This window comes from Lentzea sp. NPDC004789, assembly GCF_053601075.1.
Genome location: NZ_JBSGBE010000006.1, coordinates 363363 through 381660, shown reverse-complemented (window position 1 = coordinate 381660; position 18298 = coordinate 363363). Strand labels below are relative to the sequence as shown.

Genomic DNA, 18298 nt, shown 5'->3' with positions numbered 1-18298 from the left:
GTCTACGCGCGCAGGCCGTCCACGTAGATGGACAGGAAGCGCCGCCACTCGCCGGGCGAGTCCCGGATGACCTGGGCCATCGCCCTCGTCAGCGTGGCCATGTCCGCGATCGAGTAGTCGTCCCGCAGCACGCCGGCCTCGATCGCGCGCGCGATCAGGACCTCCGCGTGGCCCGCGCCGCGGTGGCACGCCGAGACCACCTCCGGGGCGTTCGGCAGGTCTCTGGCCAGGACGTCGTTGAGGCCGCGATCCTGCGCCTGCAGGGCGAAGAGGTCGTCGAGGTAGCCGGCGAACGCGTGCCACGGGTCCGGGTCGGCCAGGGCCTTCGCGCCGATGACGTCCAGGGCGGCGAGGCGTTCGGGGAAGATCGCGGCCGCGAAGTCCTCGCGGGTCGGGAAGTGCTTGTAGAGCGTGCCGATGCTGACTTCGGCGCGGCGGGCGATGTGTTCCAGGGGGACGTCGAGGCCGCGTTCTGCGAACAGGGCGGCGGCTGCTGCCAGCAGTTTTTCGCGGTTGCGGGCCGCGTCCGCACGCAGGGGCCTCGACGCGGTGGACATGGGCGGAATCCTACGCGGGCGGCTAAGTCGAGGGTTCCCTCGAATTCTGTGGTAGCGTCGGGGCTAAGTCGAGGGCAGCCTCGAATTAGCGTCAGGGGAGGAAACCCATGTCTCGCACCGCGGTTGTGCTCGGTGTCGGTCCCGGGCTCGGCATGTCCATCGCGCACCGGTTCGGCAGGGAGGGGTACGACATCGTGCTGGTCTCGCGCGGCAGTGCCAGGCACGGCGGCTATCTCGACGAACTCGGCGATGCCGGGGTCAAGGCGAGGGCGTTCGCCGCCGACCTGCTCGACCGCGAACAGTTGCTGTCCACATTGGACGAAATCGGGGCGGTCGACGTCGTGTACTACGGGCCCGGCGCCACGGACTTCGACGACCTGCCCGGCGAGATCACGTCGACCACGTCGGACGACGCGCGGGCCGCGATGCGGTGGGTCTACCCGGCGATCGACGTCGTTCAGCACGTGCTGCCGAAGGTCGTGGAGCGCGGTGGCGGGCTGCTGTTCGCCGGTGGGCTCAGCTCGGTGGTGCCGATGCCGATGCTCGGCGCGTTCGCGGTGGCGTCGGCGGCGTTGCGCAACTACGTCGTGACGCTGAACGCGGCGTTGGCGGACAAAGGTGCTTACGCGGGCACGTTGACCATCGGCGGTGTCGTCGAACGCGGCGACATTCACCGGATGGTGCAGAACAGGCCGGAGCAGTTCGGTGACCTGGCCGGGCACACGCTCGATCCGGACGACATCGCCGAGGTCGCGTGGCAGATGTTCGTCAAGCGGGATCGGGCGGAGGAGGTGTTCTCGGCTCTCTGACAGCTCGATGCGGGCTTGAGTTCCGGTGACTACGGTGGGACGCGTGCGAGTGGCGACCTGGAACGTGAACTCCGTCAAGCAGCGCGTGCCGAGGCTCCTGCCCTGGCTGGACCAGCGCAAGCCCGACGTCGTGTGCCTGCAGGAGACCAAGCTGGCCGACGACGCCTTCACCGCGCTGCTCGGTTCGGAGCTGGCCGACCGCGGCTACGAGGTGGCGCTGTTCGGCGAGACGCAGTGGAACGGTGTGGCGCTGCTGTCCCGCGTCGGGCTGACCGACGTCGCGGTCGGGGTGGCCGGGGCGCCCGGTTTCCCGCACGTCGAGGCCCGCGCCGTGGCGGCCACGTGCGGCGGTGTGCGGGTGCACTCGCTGTACGTGCCGAACGGCCGCGAACCCGAGTCGGACCACTACAAGTACAAGCTGGAGTGGCTCGCCGCGTTGCGCGACGTCCTCGAAGCGGGGCCGGCGGACGCGTTGGTGTGCGGTGACATCAACATCGCGCCCACCGACGCGGACGTGTTCGATCCCGAGGCCTACATCGGGCAGACGCACGTGACCGAGCCGGAACGCGCTGCGCTGCGGGCGATCCAGGCGCTCGGGTTCCACGACGTGGTGCGCGACCGGTGGCCGACCGAGCGGATCTTCAGCTACTGGGACTACCGGGCCGGGATGTTCCACCGGGACCTGGGCATGCGCATCGACCTGATCCTGGCCTCCACCCCGGTCGCGGAGCGGGTGCGGGCGGCGTGGATCGACCGGCACGCGCGCAAGGGCACCGGGCCGAGCGACCACGCACCGGTGATCGTGGACCTGGACGAGGCGCCGGACGGGGACATCGGTCCCGTGGTGCCGCCGCCGTCCTCGCCGGGGGCGAAGAAGAAGGTCAAGCTGCCGCAGGCGAAGTAGGCCTGCACTGGCGCGTCACCCCGGCCAGCTGACGGTGCCGGTCAGCAAGACAGGGCAGTCGTCGTACCTCGTACCGGAGAATGCCGGGATGCCGGGCTTCAGCACTTCCGGCGGGACCTCGAGCCTGCACGACTCCCATCGCCCAGCTGAGGCGCGATCTGCGGGCGCCTGAGCAGATATCCACTCGTTCGGCACGGTGGCGATCGCGGCCGGCCTGAGTTCGTCGGTCAGCCGGACTGCGACGAGATGCCATTCGGTGTCGCGGCGCATGGTCTCGAACTCGTGCCTGGACAGGTGAATGGTGAGACGGCCTCGGCGGGTCGTTGACTTCACCTCCAGATGCACGGGACGTGGATCCGCATGAACAGCGATGTCGAAGCCATATCCGTCCGATACAACCGCGACGTGCTCCACTCGCGCTGGGATGCCTTTGGACAGAAGTTCCACCAGTGCGAGCTCTCCAGCGTTGCCAACGCGCTGGCGTTGTTCAAGATCGACCTTGCCCCACAGCACGGTGATCTCGCCGTGCGCTTCAATCGGCGAGAGCCCGAGCAGCTCAGCGGCGCGCAGTGCGTCCGCAGGTAGTTCGGACGGCTCGCGAACGAGGATGTCCGCATTCGCGAACCACACGGCCGAACTGCTGGCGACAGCTGCGGAGAACACCCTGAGCTCCACCGGGCGTGACGAGTGCGGGTCTGCGAGCAACCCGGTCTCGTGCAGCCACGCCAATGCCAAGTCGTACTGGGTCGGGGTGATGTCGCTGTAGCCCGAGTGAGTGGAGAAGAGAACGCGGCAGCGAGCTGGATCGGACTGAGGAAGCTGTTCGAGCCAGCGGACTGCCGCGCGCAGGATCCGGTCAGAGGGAATGGCCACGGAGGTGCCCCAGCAAAGCTTCGAGGTCCTGCTGGTCGAGGCCGCCGCCGACCGCGGGTTCCTCGTCGAGGTCGGCAAGCTCGTGCACTGCTGGATCGTCGAGCACGCGGCCCATGAACTCCAGTTTGTCGCCGAGACGTGCGCTGACGACCTCGTCGATGCTGCCCTCTGTCACCAGGACTGTGATTCTGGTTTCGGTCTCGGGCGGAAGCCCGAGCCGGTGGATGCGGTCGAGGCTCTGCAGGAAGCGGCCTGCCGCGAAGTCCCGGTCCACGTACACGGCATCGTGGCAGTGGTGGTGCAGGCTGATTCCCTCGCCGAGCGTGGCCGGGTTCGACAGCAGGACCATGCAGTCCGGATCGTTGCGGAAGCGGTCGATCTCGGCTTCACGGTCCTCCGTGCCACCGTGCACCATCGCGGGGTTGAACGCGCTGAGCAACCGCTGAAGTGTGTTGAGGCTGCGGATGAAGGTGGACCACACCAGAGTCTTCCGGCCGTTGGCGGCGTTCTTGGCGACGATCGCCAGCGCTTCCTGGTACTTGGGTGACAACTCGTACGCCGGCAGGTCCTGCATCAGCTTGAACAACGGTGTGTCCGACGGAACGGTGAGCGGTGGCACCTGGTAGGCGAGTGGCTCGTACCTCGTTGTACCAACGGAAAGCAGCGCGGGACTGGTCGCGGCCATCAGCATGTACACGACGATCTTGCCGAGTGCGGCGAAGTCCCCTTCGGCGCCGAGTGCGCGTGAGGAGAAGCGGCCGCACAGTGCCTCGTACACCTCCTGGTGCAGCGGTGGCATCGGAACCGGGACCATCTTGGTCTCAGCAGGGGTGAGACCAAGATCGGACTTGGTCGTCCGGGTGAAGAGAGGTCGTAGCACCTGGCTCGCCTTGGACAGATTGCCCCCAGCCACGGCCTGGATGACCTTCTGCCTGCCGTGGCCGGGCCACACGAAACCGAAGAGGTTCTCGAGGTCCTTGACCCCGTTCGGTGCGGGCGTGCCGGTCAGGATGAGGCGGTGGCGTGCCCGCGGTCCGAGTGCCAGACAAGCTGCCCCGTAGGTGCCGTCGGCACCGAGCTTCATCCGGTGCGCCTCGTCCAGAACCAGCATCGAAGGCCGTGCAGTGAGCCATTGGCCCAGCTCGTTGACAGCGGGCGCTAGCCGCTCGTAGTTCACGATGAGCGCTTCTGCGGCGGGATCTGCTTCCCGGGAGAACACGCTGACGCGCAAAGGTGAGGCGAAGCAGATTTTGTTCTCCTCCTGCCAGGCCTCGTAGCAGGATTTCGGGCCCACGATGAGGACGCGCTCGATCCCCTTCGTCTGGCGGAGAGCGTGGAACACGGCAAGCGCGACGCGAGTCTTTCCCGCTCCTGGCACGGAGAAGTTCGCCCCGTGCCTCAGCGACAGGAGTTTCGCGATGTCCCGGCGCTGAAAAGCGGTCAGGTCACCGATCCAGCCGTGATCGATGAGCAGGCTGAGGTCTTCCGTGACGATCTCAGCTGCCGCCGGTTCGTCTGAAGCCAGCCGGGCCTCAACGGCTTTCGCGTCCGCGTTGGAATCAGTTGCCAATGCGGCGAGATGCGGGTCCCAGGAGACGTTCGCCGGTGCGGGCCAGGCGGCGAGCGCGACGAGGTTTGTGAGCAGGTCGTCGATGTCGACGTCCATCGTGCTCGCGGAACGCTGCACGCCGCTGCGCAACCGGAGCGCGAGTCGGCGCAGCTCGCTCTCGTATCCGCTGCCTGCCCGCAGACGCGCCTTGGTCACCTCATCGCCGAAGCCGATCGTGAGGCTCGGCTCGGTGCTTTCCGGCATCACTTCTCCCGGGCCGCGTCGAGCAACCAGGCAACACCGTCGCCAGGGGCGTTGAACGTGCGCCCTGCCTGCTTGGCGAGACTCGCCAGGCTGGCTCGCAACGTGAGCAGAGCGTCGTCGAAGGCGTCCTCGTCCAAGGCGCGCCTCGCCTTCGCCTCGGCGAACTCCGCTACGCACTGGTTGACGTAGTCGGCGGCGTCTGTGAGGCGCTCTGAGACCGCGATCTGCCGCTTCAACCGCCTCGCGTCTTGCTTGGCGCGGTCTACGGCGTCGTCGAAGGCGCCACGTGCTGATCTGATCAGCTGATCTGCCTTCGACACCTGGCTTGGGGAGACCTTGTCGCCGGCTTGCGCGATGGCTTTTGCCTGCAGCAGCGTGTTCGTCAGCTCGCGAGTGGTCTTCGCCCCTGTCGTCGCGTCTGTGACCGTGACCCCCGGCAAACCGGGGATGCTGACGCTGGCAGATTTCTGTACGACGGGCTTGAGGTCATCTGGAAGCTTCGAGTCCAGGTAGCGGTCGTAGAAATCGGCCTCGGCCAGCCGCAGATCGGTCTTCGCATAGTTCAGCACGACCATCGCGAGCCGGGACTCCTTGAGCTGCATGGCCGCGTCCGGGTCTGTCTTCGCCAGCTTCTCGTAGTCGCGGTGAAGTTCCCGGAGCTTCTCCTGGTGGTCTTCGAAGTCGACCAGTCTCAGTGTTGCGCCGCCGCTCGTCGCACTCCGCTCGATTGCGTCCATGATGAGTTCGTAGACCCACCTGTCCTTGCGGAGGGTCGTGATCTTGATGTTGAACTCGCGGGCGACGTCGTCCTCACGCCGGCCTTCCGCCAGCTGCTCTTCGATCGCCATGAGCCGGTTGATGTACGAGTACTCGCGCCTCTTGTCACGACGCAGCTGGAGCGCGAGCTCGACCTGGTTGATGTCGCTGCGTGAGGTGTCCACGGGCAGGACACCAACCCTGATGTCCTTGACACCGAGTTCCTGCAGGGCGGCGCGCCGGGTGTTGCCGTCGACCAGGATGCCTTCCCTGGTGATGATGCCCGGCTCTTTCTGCTGGAAGTCGTCCAGCTCGTCCATCAGCGCGGTGTAGTCGGGATCCAGCTGGCTCGGGTTCGACGGCCGGCGGGTGAGCAGGTATCGCAGGTACTCCTGGCTCTCGGTGCTCCACGGGTCTTCGTCGAGCGCCTTGTCCCGCGCCGGGTCCAGAGTGCGCTGAGCTCGCACCCGGTGCGTGTCCGGGTTGAAGTACAGCAGCGCCACCGGCATGGAGATGACGTCCAGGTGCCTCTGCTCGCCGCGCCAGTCCACGGTGATCTTGGCGCCTCTCTCCTGCAGCGCCTGCTCCAGCCGTTCCTCCACGATGGAGCGGATGTGGTCACCCTGTGGCGGAACACCGAACTTGCGGGACATGCACTGGCCTCCAGCCGGGTCTGATCTTGTCTTCTGTGCATCATCGCAGGAACCACTGACAATGTTGCGGCTCTTGATCCACAATTGGCCACTCAGTCGCGAGAACGGAGCTGAGTTGGCGATCCCGCAGTGGAACGATCCGTCGTTGAGGGCAGGCACGATGATCAAGGGCGCGTTGTGGCTGTTGCAGCAGGTAGGTGAGGGGAACCGGTTCACGAAGGAGCAGCTGCGAGAGGCCTTTCCCGGTGTGTCGCAGGCTGATCGCCGCATTCGCGATCTGCGCGCCTTCGGCTGGGTAATCCTCACGAACACCGAGGATGCGACGCTCACGGCCGAGGATCAGCGGTTCGTGAAGGCTGGAGTTCCTGTGTGGGATCCGGTCGCCCGCCGCGCCGCCGCGCCGCAGAAGGCGGTTTCCTCAAAGGAGCGGAGGGAGGTGATGACCAGGGACAACTACATGTGCACGAGCTGCGGTATTTCCGGTGGTGAGGAATACTCGGACGACTCGAACCAGACCGCCGTGCTGTCGGTGACCCGGCAGGAGGTCGTGATGCCCGACGGAGACCTGGAGACCCAGTTGACCACTGAGTGCAAGCGGTGCCGGGCCGGTGCGGATGGCGAACCGGTCAGGATCAGCGACGTAGTGACAGCTGTGAGGGCGCTCGACGAGGGTGATCAGGCGCGGCTGCTGCGCTGGATGAACCGCGGCCGCCGGGGTTCGACCGCGCTTGAGCGAGCGTGGAATTCATATAGGCGACTGCCACGTGACGCGAAGGACGCGGTGAGGGCGGAACTGCTCAATTGACACGTGAGTGACCTCGCGATGATGGGCAAATCTGCGCTAGCAGCATGCGGTTCAGAGAACTAAGGACAAGATTGTGGTAGATCCGGCGTTTGTCTCCGATGTGGAGCTCGGCCTCGTGCGATCCGAGTTGCTCAAGCTCGATCCCGACGGCCAAAGGTTCGCCAGGGTCATCCGGGAGACATACGACCAGTTGTACGACGGTCAGCGGACTGGCCGGTGGAACTACGATCAGCTCCACAAGACCGAAAAGACTCATATGGGCACGTTGGTGGAAATCAACCTTCACCGAGAGTTCAACTTCGGCGACGGTGATGAGACCGACTACGAGATCGCTGGTGTTCAGGTCGATTGCAAGTTTTCCAGGAAGCTGGGTGACTGGATGCTGCCGCCGGAGTCCTGGAATCACATCTGCCTGGTCGTGTGGGCCAGCGACGCAGAAAGCGCGTGGTCGGCAGGTCTTGTCAGGGTCAGTGCAGAGCACATCACGGCAAAAGCGAACCGTGACAACAAGCGCCGGCTCACGGCTCAAGGCAGGTCAGCTGTCGTCCAGCTGTGGCCGGACCGTGGTGCGCTGCCCGAGAACCTCTTGCTGCACATGGATCCTGCCGCCCGTGACCGCGTGCTCAACGCGACCGCCAAGAGGGCGGGGGCGAAGCCCGGGCAGGCGCGTGTGAACCAGTTGTTCCGGGAGGTGCAGGGAATTCTCATCGGGCGAACGGCGTTGGAGACCATCGCTCGGCAGCGAGATCCTATGAAGCGCGCGAGAGGCGACGGAGGTGCGCGGTCCGACCTTCTTCCTGAGGGGATCCTGGTACTCGGGCATCAGTCCCATCACCGTGCCGTCGCGCGTGATCTCGGGCTTCCGCTGCCGCGAGCCGGTGAGCTTGTCGCGGTGCGTGTGGTGCCGGTTGGCGCGGAGGACGCAGGGCGCTCCGCGGAGATAGACGGCCGCCGCTGGAGGATTGCCGCTTCCTCGGATCCCGTCGTTGCAGCACCGGTCATCCCGCCCTTGCCGAAGAAAAAGCAGCGCCCGCGTGTCTGATGCCGATTGGGCGGACAGTGTCAGACCTCGGAGGTAGAGTCGAACTTATGTTCGGTCTGCTTCAGGGCGGCTACGACAGCGCCGACGGCGTCGGGCACCTGCTCGTGCTCCCAGAACCGCAGGACGCGCCATCCAGCCGCGTTCAGTGCGGTGTTCACCGCTTGGTCGCGTTCCATGTTCCTGCGGAGCTTTGGCGTCCAGTACCACTCGTTCGTGGTGGGCTGCCGGCCGTGTTCGGGGCAGACGTGCCAGAAGCAGCCGTCGACGAAGACAGCGACCTTCCTTGCGGTGAAGACGATGTCCGGTTTGACCCGGATCCCGTCGTCGAGCCGGAGCAGGTGATCTTTCCGGTAGCGGTACCCGAGCCTGAACAGGGCACTGCGCAGCGCGATCTCGGGCTTGGTCCCGGAGCGCCGGTTCGCGCTCATGTTGCGAGAGCGGCCTTCGTTGAGCGGCGCAGGGTAGAGCCCTGCGGCGTGGGCGCGCTCGCGAGCTTCCGCCCTGCTCTTATCAGACATCTGTGGTCACCTGAGACCGACTCCGCTTGGGAACGCTGAGCACCCATGGACGATACTGCACCCCGACATCCGCCTGATCGTTCTGGCTCTGGGAAGGAGCTCCTGTGCAGAAACTCGAAGTAGTGGAGATCTGCGCTGGAGCTGGAGGCCAGGCGCTGGGGCTGGAGAAGGCGGGATTCAAGCACAGGCTCGCGGTCGAGCTTGACGACAACGCGTCAGCGACGCTCCGCCGGAACCTTCCGCACGCCGAGGTGGCGACCGGTGATGTCGCTGATCTGGGCGTGTGGAACCCGATGGAGCACCTGGGGGTGCCGCTGCTGGCAGGTGGCGTCCCGTGCCCGCCGTTCAGCATCGCGGGCAAGCAGCTGGGAGCCAACGACGAGCGTGACCTCTTCGCGTGGGCCGTCGAGTTGTGCGATGTGATCAGGCCTCAGGCGCTGATGCTGGAGAACGTCAGAGGCCTGAGCATGCCCCGGTTCGCCGGGTACCGGCAGCACGTGCTCGACCGGCTCGGCCAGATGGGGTATGTCGCTGAATGGCGGCTGCTCCAGGCATCTGACTTCGGTGTGCCCCAACTCAGGCCGCGGTTCGTTCTCGTTGCACTGCAAGACGAGTATGCGCCGTACTTCGCCTGGCCGAAGGCCAAGGGGGCGGCTCCGACGGTTGGAGCAGTGCTGAAGGACTTGATGGCATCGCGGGGCTGGGAAGGTGCTGAGGACTGGGCTCGCCGCGCGAACGGTATCGGCCCGACCATCGTTGGCGGATCGAAGAAGCACGGCGGAGCGGACCTCGGGCCGACACGGGCGAAACGTGCGTGGGCCGAACTTGCCGTCGACGCGATGGGTGTTGCTGACGAGCCACCCGCACCTGGCGACGTGTTCAAGGTGGGGCCGAAGCTCACCTGCGAAATGGTCGCTCGCATCCAGGGCTGGCAGGACTCGGACGAGTGGATCTTCGAAGGGCGCAAGACGTCGCGGTACCGGCAGATCGGCAATGCGTTTCCGCCTCCGGTCGCTGAAGCGATCGGAAACTCGATCAAGCGGGCGCTGAAGAAGTCGGGCAAGCGGCAAGAACGAGGCACGCACACCGAGCAGGACCCGATTTACCGGGTGCTGCGGGAGAGCGGCGAGTTCATGACGCAACGGCAGCTGGAGAAGGCTGTGGGCAGGTCCATGGAGTCCTTCGAGCTGGAGCGGGCGATCAGTGCTCTCAGCAGGGACTTCACCGTCGAGGTGCGCAACGGTTCCAGTACGACCGCTTACCGGCTGGGCTCGTTCAAGGGATTCGTCGGGCAGGACGATCACCTGCGGCACGAGCTGTTCCTGAAGCACCGCGCCAAGATCAGTTAGCAATCCCGCTGGGATTGGATCGCGTCGGTGGCGACAGGGTCACGGTGAACGCGGCTCCGCCTTCCGCGGCCGGCCCCGCCGTGATCGTGCCGCCCATCCGCGTCACCAGTCCGTGCACCAGCGCGAGCCCCACGCCGGTCCCCACCGGCCGCGACTCCTGGTACCGGGCGTGCAGCACGCCCCGGTCGAACGCCACCGGGTAGTCCTCCGGCGCGAGACCGGGGCCGCCGTCGCGCACCTCCAGCACGGACGACAGCGACAGCACCACCGGGCGGCCCGCGGGTGTGACGCGCAGGGCGTTCTCCATCAGGCCGTCGATGACCTGGCGCAGTCTTCGCGCGTCCGCCCACACCGTCGGCGAGGCCGACAACTCCAGCGAGAAGACCACGCCGCGGGCGTGCGAGCGGGCGTGCCAGACCTCGGCGGCGGAACGGACCACGGGTTCCAGCGCGACCTCGGCCATGTCCAGGCGGAAGTCGTCGGCGCCCAGGCGGGCCAGGTCCAGCAGGTCGGTCACCAGGCGGTCCAGCCGCCGGGCCTCGTCGAGGATCACCGTGCCGACGGGGGCCACCTGGGGGCCGGAGACCACGCCGTCCGCCAACGACTCCGCGAAACCCGTCACGGCGGTCAACGGGGTGCGGAGCTCGTGCGAGACGGACAGCAGGAAGTCGCGTTGGCGGGATTCGCTGCGCTGCAGGGCATCGGCCAGCGAGTTGACCGATGTGGCGACCTCGGCCAGTTCGACCGTGCCCACCACGGGGACGCGCAGGTCGCGGCGGCCCGCGCTCATCGAGTGCGCCACCGACGCCACGCGGCGCAACGGGCGGGCCAGGACGGTGCCCAGCGCCAGGCCTGCCACGCAGGCGACCAGCAGGCCGATGCCGAGGGCGAAGATGATGTTGCGGACCAGTTTGCGGTAGGTGGTGCCGGTCTCGGTCTCCTGCACCAGCGCGAAACCGCCGGCACCGGACGCGCGGGCCTCCACGTTCAGGCGGCCGCTCACGCCGGACACGGGCTGGCCGCCGAGCACTCGGCCCACCTTGACGTCACGGGCCGCCCGCACGGCGGCCTTGTCCGAGCCCGTCACCTCGCCGGACGGCGAGATGCGGACGATCGCGATGCCCTGACCCTCCAGCACCTGCTCGACCTTGTTGTTGGAGATCTGACCGGAGACCACGTCGGCCTGGTTGCGCAGGATCTCGCGGCTCACCTGCTGCGAGGTCGACAGCACCAGCCGGCTCGACACGACGCCCGCCACCAGGACGGCGACGAACGCGACTCCCAGGCACAGCAGGGCGATGCGGGTGGCGAGGTTCATGACGCGTCCGCCGAGTAGCCGACGCCGCGGACCGTCCGAATAGGACTGTCCGCGCCGAACTTCGCCCGCAGCTGGGCGATGTGCACGTCGACCGTGCGGGTGCCGGCGACGGAGGCGTAGCCCCACACGGCGCTGAGCAGCTGCTCGCGCGAGAACACCTGGCGCGGGTGCTTCATCAGGTGCGCGAGCAGACCGAACTCCGTCGAGGTCAGCGACACCTCGGTGGAACCGGCGAACGCACGGCGCTCGCCGACGTCCAGACGCACTGACCCCACCTGCAGCACGTCCGGCACACCGCCGGCGGAACGCCTCAGCACCGTGCGCACGCGCAGGGCCAGCTCGCGGGGACTGAAGGGCTTGGTGATGTAGTCGTCCGCGCCGAGCTCCAGGCCCAGCAACCGGTCCACCTCGTCGTCGCGTGCCGTCACGAACAGCACCGGCGTCCAGTCACCCGCGGCACGCAGCTCGCGGCAGACCTCGATGCCGTTCTTGCCCGGCAGGCCGACGTCCAGCACCACCGCGACCGGTGCCAGCGAACGGACCGCGGCCAGTGCCGCGTCCCCCGAGGACTCGACCTGCACGCCGAAGCCGTCGCGCCGCAGGTACAGCGCGACGAGCTCGGCGATCGCCGGTTCGTCCTCCACGACGAGCACCAGGCCACGTTCCACGCGTTCACCCCGGCTGGTTGATGTCCGACTCGATGCTGTTCAGCGTTGATTCCACATCATCGAGGTCCGACGGCGGCGCCTCGCCCCGGCACGCCGTCAGCGACACCAGGAGCACGGCCGCGACCACCCACCTCACTTGGCCCCGCAGTGCTCGGACTTGAACTTGGCGACCTTCTCCGCGGCCTTGGACAGCTTCACCAGCTGCGCGTCCCGCAGCTTCAGGCGTGCGTCCAGGACGTCCGCGCGTGCCGTGTTGCCCGCCTTGCGGGCGTCGGCGGCCTTCTGCTCGATCCACTTCTTGGAGCCCAGCGTCTCGGGACCACCGTTGATCTTGTCGGTCAACGCCTTCACCCGAGCCTCGACGCGCGGCACGCGGTTGGAGCAGATCTGCTGCACCTTCTCCGGGCTGATCGTGATCGGTTCCTGCGCGGACGCGGTTCCCGCGCCCAACAGCAGCATCCCCGCCACGAGCCCACCGATTCGCGAAATGTTCATGGCGGGAACGATGGCGGAGCACCATCAGAAGACGGTCCGCCGAATGTTCGGGTTCTGCAAAGATCAGCCGGAGGTCAGCGCAACGGGACCCCGCGCGAGGCGGCGACCTGGATCATCGGCCGCATCCGGTCCCACACCCGCTCGGACCGCAGCTTCTCCGCGGCGCCGATGGCCCGCATCCCGACGGCCTGTCCCTCATCGTCGTCACCGTCCATGAAGTGGCACGACGCCAACGCGATCTGGCAGAACACCGAGCTGCGCGCCATCCCGGGACCGAACCGCTCGATCGCGGACGTCAGCGCGGGGATCGCCTGCCGCGTGTCCCCGAGCTCGGCGTGCACCGTCCCGATCATGGCCGTCAGGTCGATCTCGTCGTGGAACCTGGCCCAGTCCGGCACGTGCGTGTGGTCCGCCCGCGCGAACGCGTCCTCCGCCTTGCCCAACGCACGCAACGCTTCGTCGGAACGACCCTGACGCGCGTAGGCCCAGGCCTCGTTGGAATGCATGATGCTCGACGCCAACGGTGCGAAAGCGCCTCTCTGGAAGTAAGCCAGCGCATCGCCCGGTGCGCCGTGGTGCAAGTGCACGCGCCCGCGCCGATAAACGATGTTGGTCGTCAGGTCCTCGTCGTGCCGTGCGAAATCGAGAGCACGGTCGAAGTGGTGGTAGGCGGCCCCGACCTGACCGCTGTCGAACGACGTCCACCCCGCCAGGTTGTGCAGATCGGCCACCGCGGACAGCAGCCTGGCGCGCACGTCGTCCGAGGCCGACGCCGCCAGCAGCTGCTGCGCCCAGTAGATCCGCACGACGACGGCGTCACGGCACGCCCCGCCGCCGTACTGGTAGTCGACCGACCTGAGTGAATGCGTCTGCGCCTCCAGCTGTTCCACATCGCTCATTCCGATGCGGGCGGAGTGCGGGGGAGGGAAGTACGCGGGATCTGCCATGTGGAATACCTCTGCGCCGACCAGAATCTGAGCGTAGGGTGCGCACGACCTGGGTGAGAAGAGGTTCTGGGCCGACTGGAATTCGGCGGACGCGACGATTAAACAGGTATAAATGCGGGTATACCTGGCCCCGGCGACGCAGCAGAGTTGTTGTCATGAGGCGACGCGCGCACTTGCGGCTGGTGACGTCCTTCGAGGCCGGGGACTCGACCTTGACCGCGGTTCTGAGCGCCGAGGACCTGGCGGAGGAACTCGGACTCGACCCTCACGCCCGAGTGACGTGCGGCCTGCATCGCAGCTGGTTGCACCAGTGCGTAGCCTCGCCGGACCACGTCATCCCCGTCACCGGGCATCGCTGGTGCCGCCCGTGCCGCTGCGCTCTCGACGTGGTCGTCGACGGCACGACCGCGCGCCTGTCCTGTCCCAGGTGCGGCACGGGCACCCCGGACACAGCGGCGAACCGTCAGGTCGTGCGCGCGTGCCGCACCAGCATCGCGGCGGCCCACGCGCTGTAGAAAGACCCGGAAGCGTTAAGCCTGGTGGGTGAAGACGGCGGCCTCCGGGAGGTAGCTCGGGGGCCGCTGGCTGTCGTCCGGCACGTCGAGCAACGCCCAGATGACGTGCCGCCCGCCACCGGCCGGTGTCTCACCCATGGTGAAGTTGCAGACGGCGATGGACGCGACGTTGCGCCGCATGATGTTCCACTGCCTGAGGTCCAGCCGTGCGGTCGTGCGCACGGCAACGGACATCTTGTCGCCGCGCATGCGCAGCAGCAGTGCCAACGGGCTGTTGTCGTCCTCGATGTGCGACACGAGCTCCACCGCCACCTGCGGCGCCACGTCGAGCAACGACTGGATGCCCCACCGTTCGCAGGCCCGTTCGGTGATGCGCTCGGCGACGTGCGGCAGACATCGGCACGTGGGCAGTGCCGCGTCCACCCTGTCCTCGTGCCGCAACCGCACGACGGCGGCCAACGCAGCTGTGGTGGTGGTGTGCATCGGGATGTGGCGGGGAAGACCACGCGAGGCGAGCGTTGCCCGCAGCTGGTGGTCACCGACGACGAGGCTCAGCGAGATGCCCGGCCAGCGCGCCGCGGACAGCCACACGACGTCGAACACGACGAGCAGCGCGGGCGACTCGGCGACGAGGTCGTCGAGCTCCACCACCACGCCGACGAGCTCCTTGGTCGCGCAGTCGAGCAGCACGTCCTGCACGCGCATGTACGTCGACCAGTCGAGGCGCCCGCTGAACCGGACGACGAGCACACCGTTCTGCTCGCGGATGTCCACGTCGAGGCCGTCACCGGTCATGATCCGTCCTCTCTTGCGCGCGTGTCGTCAACCTTTCAAGGCTTGCGACGTGACGGCAGGAGCCCTAGGGGGTAACTACCCGTGTTTTGCGTTGGTACCTCCGGGGGACCGCGTTGCAGCGGGAGATCGCGCCGACCTAGGGTGCCGCTGTGGGCGGTTCGCTTTCCCGGGGTCGCAAAGGCAATTTGCCTGCCGACACAACTAGTTTCGTCGGCCGCAGGAACGATGTCGCCGAGGTGAGACGACTCCTGTCGGAGTCCCGTCTCGTCACCCTGACGGGTGTTGGTGGCGTTGGGAAGACACGGCTGGCGCTGCGGGCCGCCGCCGAGACGCACCGGGCCTTCCGCGACGGGGTGTGGTTCGTCGAACTGGCCGGCGTCACCGACCCGGAACTGGTCGTGCACACGGTCCTGGAACAGCTCGGCGTCCACGACGACACGGTTCGCCAGCACCGCACCGTCCTGGTGGAACACCTGCGCGACCGGCAGGTGCTGATGGTCATCGACAACTGCGAGCACGTCGTCGAGGCCACCGCCGACCTCGTCGACGTGCTGCTGCGCGGGGTGCCGGGCCTGCGGGTCCTGAGCACCAGCCGCGAACGGCTCGGCATCAGCGGCGAACACCTCTGGCAGGTCGTCCCGCTGGCGCAGGACCCCGCGCTGACCCTGTTCGCACAACGGGCCGCGGCGGTGGAACCGGGCTTCACCATCGGCGCGGACAACCACCGCACGGTCACCCAGATCTGCGCACTGCTGGGTGGAATCCCGTTGGCCATCGAACTGGCGGCGGTGCGCCTGCGCGTGCTGACGCTCGATCACCTCCTGTCCAGATTGGACGACACGTTCCGGGTGCTGGGGGACGGCAAGCGCGGCGGCGACCCGCGCCACCAGACGTTGCAGGCCGCGGTCGACTGGAGCTTCCACCTCTGCACGCGGTCGGAGCAGATCCTGTGGGCACGGGCGTCGGTCTTCTCCGGCACGTTCGACCTGGAGGCCGCGGAACGGGTCTGCTCCGGTGACAGCGTCGCGGTCGCGGAGATCATGCGCTCGCTCGCGGGCCTGGTGGACAAGTCGGTCGTCGTCGCGGAGCAACACCCGTCCGGCACGCGGTTCCGGTTGCTGGAGCCGTTGCGCCAGTACGGCTTGGAGAAGTTGCGCGCCGCCGGCCGCGAACAGGTGCTGCGGGAACGGCACCGCGACCACTTCATCGAGTGGGCCGAACGCCGGGAAGAGGAGTGGTTCGGGCCGATCCAGCCGCAGATCTTCTCGCGGACGCGCCTGGAACACCCGAATTTGCGGTCCGCACTGGACTTCTGCTTCGAAGAGAGCAGCGACCGCGGCGTGCACCTCGCCGCGACGTTGTGGTTCTACTGGGCGTGCTGCGGCATGCTCGGCGAGGGCCGACACTGGCTCGATCGCGCGTTGCTCACCCCGGCGAGCGAGGTCGAACGCGCGAAAGTCCTGTGGGTCAACGGGTACGTGGCAACCTTGCAGGGCGACCTGACGGCGTCCGCGGCCATGCTGGAGGAGTGCCGGCGGTACGCGAAGGCCTCCCGGGACGCGAGCGCGCTGGCGTACGCGACGCACCGGCTGGGGTGCACGTACCTCGTCGGCGACGACCTCGACCAGGCGGACGAGCTGTTCGAGGAGGCCATCGCCCTCTACCGCGCCCAGGACATGGTCAACAGCCACACCATGCTCGCGGGCATCGAGCTCGCGATCTCGGCGACGTTCCGGCACGACTTCGCCGCCGCGGAACGGCTCTGCCTCGAGGCGAAGATGGTCGGCGAGGCGCACGGCGAGCTGTGGGCGCAGGCGTACGCGATCTACGTGCTGGCGCTGTGCGCGTGGGTCAGCGGCGACTTCGCCCGCGCCGACCAGCTCGGCCGCGAGTGCCTGCGGATCAAGCGGACGTTCCACGACCTGCTGGGCATCGTGCTCGCGATCGAGGTGCTCGCCTGGATCGCGGCCTCGCAGGGCAACGCGGTGCGCGCCGCCACGTTGCTCGGCGCCACCAGCGAGATCTGGCAGTCCGTCGGCTACCCGATGTTCGGCTCGCGCTACTTCGGCGCCCCGCACGGCGAGTGCGAGGCCACGACCCTCTCCGCGCTGGGCGAGCAGGAGTTCCGCACCGTGTTCCGCCGGGGCATGGATCTGGAGCTCGACGACGCCATCTCCTACGCCATCGGCGAGAAGGCCGTCGAGGAGGAGCGGGTGATGGCCGCGCTCACACCGTTGACCAAGCGCGAGCAGCAGGTGGCCGACCTCATCGCCGGTGGCATGACGAACAAGGAGATCGCGGCCCGGCTGGTGATCGCCCGGCGCACCGCGGAAGGGCACGTGGAACGGATCCTGCAGAAGCTCGGGTTCACCTCACGCGCCCAGATCGCGACCTGGGTCACCGAACGGCGCAACTAGTCGATGCAGGGCACGCCGTCGTCCGGCGGCGGAGGTGGTGGCGCGGTGGCCAGTTCGGTCACCTTCGCCTGCACCTTCGCCGGGTCGACCTGGTTCACGTCCTGGCCGCCGACGTTCGCGCCGCCCTCGACCGGCAGCGTCTCGAACCGCACCTCGCTCGGCAGCCTGCGGGCGAACTCGGTGAGGTCGAACCGGGAGTCCAGCACGACGTCCTGCTTCGCCATGTCGATCATCGCCTGCGCGGCCGACACGTCCGCGCCCTTCAGCCGGCGGGCGACGGCCGCCAGGAACGCCTGCTGCCGCCTGGTGCGGTCGAGGTCGCCGTTGGGCAGACCGTGCCGCTGCCGCACGAACGACAGCGACTGACCGGCGTCCAGGTGCTGCCGTCCGGCCGGGAAGTCCGCGCCGGACAACGGGTCCTTCGTCGCGTTGTTCAGGCACACGTCCACGCCGCCCAGACCCTCGGCGATGTGGAAGAAGCCGATCAGCGAGATCTCCACGAGGTGGTCGATCGGCTGGTTCAGGAACGTCGACACCGTCTGCACCTCGGCGCGCCGGCCCGCCTCGCGCCCGGCGCGTTCCAGCGTCCGCTTGTCGTGCTGGCCCGCCGCCTGCAGCCGTTCCTCCTCGGCGATCTTGGCCCGCCCGTACGCCTCCTTGATCTTGCCCTCGCCGCCGGACGCCAGCGGCACGAGGTTGTCGCGCGGCACGGACATCGCCACGGCCGGGCCGGAGTCGGGGATGTGCAACAGGATCAGCGTGTTCGCGTTGTAGCCGCCGCGGTCGCTCTCGCCCGCCTGCATGCGCCGCAGCACGTCGTCCGGCAGCGGTTCGCCGTGCAGGTCCAGCCGGGTGGTGAGCCCCATGATCAGGATGTTGCGGCCGGACGCCGACCGCGGAGCGTCGTCCGGGATCGCGTCGGACCGCTCGACGCCGGTCGAGATCGTGGACACGGTGGCCCAGGCGATGCCCGACACGACGAGCACGGCCGCGCACACGGCCACCCACGCGGTGCGGAGCAGGACGAGAAAGGCCGTGCGGTGAAAACGGCCACGTGATTGCAT

General features: G+C 67.7%; 19 protein-coding genes. 7 read left to right on the top strand and 12 right to left on the bottom strand.

Features of this window, described 5'->3' with window-relative positions; translation table 11 throughout:
- Positions 1-2: 2 nt before the first annotated feature.
- Positions 3-557, bottom strand: coding sequence for a TetR/AcrR family transcriptional regulator (locus ACWEIJ_RS17020; RefSeq protein ID WP_449838105.1), 555 nt, complete (start codon positions 555-557; stop codon positions 3-5).
- A 107-nt stretch (positions 558-664) separates the two neighbouring features.
- Here ACWEIJ_RS17020 and ACWEIJ_RS17015 point away from each other — a divergent pair, with 107 nt between their 5' ends.
- Entirely contained in the window at positions 665-1366 is a 702-nt protein-coding gene (locus ACWEIJ_RS17015) for an SDR family NAD(P)-dependent oxidoreductase (RefSeq protein WP_449838104.1), read from the top strand.
- 34 nt (positions 1367-1400) lie between these two features.
- Entirely contained in the window at positions 1401-2270 is an 870-nt protein-coding gene (locus tag ACWEIJ_RS17010) for an exodeoxyribonuclease III (RefSeq protein ID WP_449838103.1), read from the top strand.
- Between the two features lie 15 nt (positions 2271-2285).
- On the opposite strand, the gene ACWEIJ_RS17005 is transcribed toward ACWEIJ_RS17010, so the two are convergent.
- The 3 genes from ACWEIJ_RS17005 to ACWEIJ_RS16995 are packed head-to-tail and all read right to left on the bottom strand — an operon-like array spanning position 2286 to position 6533.
- Complete coding sequence (locus tag ACWEIJ_RS17005) at positions 2286-3143, bottom strand: DUF3883 domain-containing protein (RefSeq protein ID WP_449838102.1); 858 nt, start codon at positions 3141-3143, stop codon at positions 2286-2288.
- Complete coding sequence (locus tag ACWEIJ_RS17000) at positions 3127-4956, bottom strand: DEAD/DEAH box helicase (protein ID WP_449838101.1); 1830 nt, start codon at positions 4954-4956, stop codon at positions 3127-3129. Before ACWEIJ_RS17000 ends, ACWEIJ_RS17005 begins: the two co-directional genes overlap by 17 nt.
- On the bottom strand, positions 4956-6533 hold the full coding sequence (locus tag ACWEIJ_RS16995) for a transcriptional regulator (RefSeq protein ID WP_449838100.1): 1578 nt from the start codon (positions 6531-6533) through the stop codon (positions 4956-4958). Before ACWEIJ_RS16995 ends, ACWEIJ_RS17000 begins: the two co-directional genes overlap by 1 nt.
- Here ACWEIJ_RS16995 and ACWEIJ_RS16990 point away from each other — a divergent pair.
- Positions 6526-7170 (top strand): hypothetical protein, encoded by a 645-nt coding sequence (locus tag ACWEIJ_RS16990; protein WP_449838099.1) that lies wholly within the window; start codon positions 6526-6528, stop codon positions 7168-7170. The two genes, ACWEIJ_RS16995 and ACWEIJ_RS16990, sit on opposite strands and share 8 nt — an antisense overlap.
- A 73-nt stretch (positions 7171-7243) precedes the next feature.
- Positions 7244-8212 carry a NaeI family type II restriction endonuclease gene (locus ACWEIJ_RS16985; protein WP_449838098.1) on the top strand — a complete coding sequence of 323 codons (969 nt, stop codon included), beginning with the start codon at positions 7244-7246 and terminating at the stop codon, positions 8210-8212.
- A 20-nt stretch (positions 8213-8232) separates the two neighbouring features.
- Here the strand turns inward: ACWEIJ_RS16985 and ACWEIJ_RS16980 are convergent, their stop codons facing one another.
- A complete protein-coding gene (locus tag ACWEIJ_RS16980; protein ID WP_449838097.1) occupies positions 8233-8730 on the bottom strand; it encodes a very short patch repair endonuclease in 498 nt (165 codons plus the stop codon).
- 104 nt (positions 8731-8834) lie between these two features.
- Here ACWEIJ_RS16980 and ACWEIJ_RS16975 point away from each other — a divergent pair, with 104 nt between their 5' ends.
- Positions 8835-10079, top strand: coding sequence for a DNA cytosine methyltransferase (locus ACWEIJ_RS16975; protein ID WP_449838096.1), 1245 nt, complete (start codon positions 8835-8837; stop codon positions 10077-10079).
- On the opposite strand, the gene ACWEIJ_RS16970 is transcribed toward ACWEIJ_RS16975, so the two are convergent.
- The 5 genes from ACWEIJ_RS16970 to ACWEIJ_RS16950 form a co-directional block, all read right to left on the bottom strand.
- Positions 10072-11397: an ATP-binding protein gene (locus ACWEIJ_RS16970; RefSeq protein ID WP_449838095.1), complete on the bottom strand. Its 1326-nt coding sequence runs from the start codon at positions 11395-11397 to the stop codon at positions 10072-10074. The two genes, ACWEIJ_RS16975 and ACWEIJ_RS16970, sit on opposite strands and share 8 nt — an antisense overlap.
- The gene (locus ACWEIJ_RS16965) at positions 11394-12065 is read right to left on the bottom strand and encodes a response regulator transcription factor (RefSeq protein WP_449838094.1); all 672 of its coding nucleotides are present in this window, start codon (positions 12063-12065) and stop codon (positions 11394-11396) included. The genes ACWEIJ_RS16970 and ACWEIJ_RS16965 overlap by 4 nt, the downstream gene beginning before the upstream one ends.
- 4 nt (positions 12066-12069) lie before the next feature.
- Positions 12070-12201, bottom strand: a complete 132-nt coding sequence (locus ACWEIJ_RS16960; RefSeq protein WP_449838093.1) for a hypothetical protein — start codon at positions 12199-12201, stop codon at positions 12070-12072.
- The gene (locus ACWEIJ_RS16955; protein WP_449838092.1) at positions 12198-12560 is read right to left on the bottom strand and encodes a hypothetical protein; all 363 of its coding nucleotides are present in this window, start codon (positions 12558-12560) and stop codon (positions 12198-12200) included. The genes ACWEIJ_RS16960 and ACWEIJ_RS16955 overlap by 4 nt, the downstream gene beginning before the upstream one ends.
- A gap of 74 nt (positions 12561-12634) precedes the next feature.
- Positions 12635-13507 carry a tetratricopeptide repeat protein gene (locus tag ACWEIJ_RS16950; protein WP_449838091.1) on the bottom strand — a complete coding sequence of 291 codons (873 nt, stop codon included), beginning with the start codon at positions 13505-13507 and terminating at the stop codon, positions 12635-12637.
- 155 nt (positions 13508-13662) lie between these two features.
- On the opposite strand from ACWEIJ_RS16950, the gene ACWEIJ_RS16945 reads away from it, so the two are divergent.
- A complete protein-coding gene (locus tag ACWEIJ_RS16945; protein WP_449838090.1) occupies positions 13663-14022 on the top strand; it encodes a hypothetical protein in 360 nt (119 codons plus the stop codon).
- Between the two features lie 15 nt (positions 14023-14037).
- Here ACWEIJ_RS16945 and ACWEIJ_RS16940 read toward each other — a convergent pair whose 3' ends face one another.
- Positions 14038-14817, bottom strand: a complete 780-nt coding sequence (locus tag ACWEIJ_RS16940; protein WP_449838089.1) for a hypothetical protein — start codon at positions 14815-14817, stop codon at positions 14038-14040.
- Positions 14818-15053: 236 nt separating this feature from the next.
- Here ACWEIJ_RS16940 and ACWEIJ_RS16935 point away from each other — a divergent pair, with 236 nt between their 5' ends.
- On the top strand, positions 15054-17234 hold the full coding sequence (locus ACWEIJ_RS16935; protein ID WP_449838088.1) for an ATP-binding protein: 2181 nt from the start codon (positions 15054-15056) through the stop codon (positions 17232-17234).
- Here the strand turns inward: ACWEIJ_RS16935 and ACWEIJ_RS16930 are convergent.
- A complete protein-coding gene (locus ACWEIJ_RS16930) occupies positions 17231-18298 on the bottom strand; it encodes an LCP family protein (RefSeq protein ID WP_449838087.1) in 1068 nt (355 codons plus the stop codon). The two genes, ACWEIJ_RS16935 and ACWEIJ_RS16930, sit on opposite strands and share 4 nt — an antisense overlap.